This is a genomic window from Limnohabitans sp. (assembly GCF_040400975.1).
Lineage (GTDB): Bacteria > Pseudomonadota > Gammaproteobacteria > Burkholderiales > Burkholderiaceae_C > Limnohabitans_A.
Map to the genome: position 1 here is coordinate 1 of NZ_JBBAPF010000087.1, position 2,104 is coordinate 2,104.

The 2,104-nt window shown below is 53.2% G+C and carries 2 protein-coding genes; both read right to left on the reverse strand.

The window, feature by feature from the left end; translation table 11 throughout:
- The coding region (locus ABWQ00_RS15885) for a hypothetical protein (protein WP_353239628.1) at positions 1 to 906 on the reverse strand (906 nt) is incomplete at its 3' end.
- 783 nt (positions 907 to 1,689) lie between these two features.
- Positions 1,690 to 2,104, reverse strand: a 415-nt coding sequence (locus ABWQ00_RS15890) for a hypothetical protein (RefSeq protein ID WP_353239629.1), incomplete at its 5' end; no start/stop codon positions are given.

A 2,104-nucleotide genomic window follows, 5' to 3' on the forward strand; every position in this document is an offset into this window, starting at 1 on the left:
ATACAATGATGCCCCAACTGCAAGCCATGAGACAGTATAAGGCTCTGGTGGAACACAGGCCCCTGCAAACAAAAAACAAACAAAAATTGAGCACGATGCGTGATTTGAGCAGCCCGCAGACACATTGAGGACGCCAGTCCTCTGATTAACCCAGCTAGTAATCCTGCCCGCGAGCTTTGCATTTACAAGCACACGCGTGAAACCTGTCTTGGGTGACACTTCTGTTGTCACCATCTGCTTTGCAGCGTCTTGACCAACATGGGCCGTTGGCGTCGGCGTCGCTGAGGATGACATCGAAGTCGACGATGCGGAGCCCTCGGCTTGGTGCACATTCTGTTCATGGAGAGCCTGTGCCTTGGCCATCCTCACAACTGCTCTCTGTGCCATTGTGAAAGCCCTCGTTCGCCGAAGTTGGCCGAATGGCTCATCGCTGTCAATGCTGCTGTCGCTGCCATCCGCATCACGCGCAACTTGAAGTTGAGGCTCATCCTTAGAAGAATGGGCCTTTTTTCTGCCTTTGGCTGCAGAGGGAGCGCGCTCCTGCTGAGGTGTGAGCAAAGACTCTCGGATCATGTTGAAGTACTCATCATCGCTGTCAACTGTATTGTTAGCTGCTGCCTGGGCGTGCTTCACGTCAAGGGCTTTGAACAAGCTTTGTGACACCTGGCCGGCAAGCACTTTAAATTTGTCCTTCGGGCCAACGACCTTCACACAAATATAGTCAATGTCTTCATACGCAACACTTTGCACCAACCAGTTGCCAACTCCATCGGCCATCTGCATTGCAATGAACAAACCAATGTCAAAAGTGGAAATCAGCGTGGCACATCCCTTTTTGAATGGCAGACGAGCTGTGAATGGGAACTCCAGACTGCCAGCTTGGCAAGCCTGTCCCTCATGCACCAAGCTCGAACCAGTGCAGCGCCAGCAAGACCGGGCTTTTGTTCATGTAACCTGGAATTGCGCAGTATTGGATGGTCGAAGACTTTGATTTGTTGGAACCCGCAAACAAGAACAAAGCACTCCCAAGCCTCTCGTTGCAGGGCTTGCAGGCAGACACAGGAAATATGATATGGACAAAGCTGTGGTCAGGAACTCGGCGTGCTTTGTCGAACACAGCCCTGGGTGCACTTGAGAGCAAGACTTGAACGCCTCACCATCATCTTCGTCCTCATTCAGGATGCCCACGTTCTCTCGCACAAGCGGGTCAGCCGTGCTGTCGGCCAGTGCCTGGGCCTCGAGAAAACGAGCTCGCAGCTCATCTGGCTTGCATCCTCGCTCTTGCGCTGATTTAAGCAGATTTGTTATACTCAGTGGGAAGGTCTGGCTGGCAAAGCAAAAGTCGCGATGAATCATGCCGGTGACCAGCTCCATATCAAGAGGAGGTTTCTGAGTGAGTCTGCACTATTGCGGTAATGATTCTCTTGGACCCGTGGTTCTGGGACAACTTCTCCAGCCACTGCTGTTTGCTATGTGGATCCAACTGCTTCCACTCACCCATGAGGCTGCGACGAAGCTCGCAGATGGCACGATGCGAGTGCGAGGCAGCCTGAGCTCGTGCAGCAGGAAGCTTCTCTGCAATGTAAAGGAAGGCTGGGTTGCCTTTGTAGCAACTTGTGTGCCGCTTTCCTTTCCTGATGGACCTGATGGTGAGTTTGGCTTTGCGCCGCAGTCTTTGAACGTAGTCCGTCATGGCCCGTCCACCTGCTTGTTGGTGTTGCCGGCAGTGCGCAAACAACACGCACTGAGACTGTCATTTGCGCACATCCACATGCTGCTTGCCACGGAGAAACTCGCTGTTCTGCCGGTGCGCCCGCTCCACAGAAACGGTGGTGTTGGAGCTGTCATCAAAAAACAGGCACGCACCAAAGTCTGCAGTGGCTTGGGCTCAAGCAGCGCGGCTGGGCTCGGGCAAAGAAGCTTGACTTTGGGGCTAAACCCTGCATCCAAACAACAAACCGGCGTATCACATAATGCTTGGGCGGCAGAGGCCCGTACGCACTGATCGTCGCTAAGCAAATCTGCTAGAAGGAATTTTGGGCTAGAATAGTAGAGCTCAAACAGCGCCAAGGTTGCTCCGTCCATCTTCAGCACAATAGCCCTT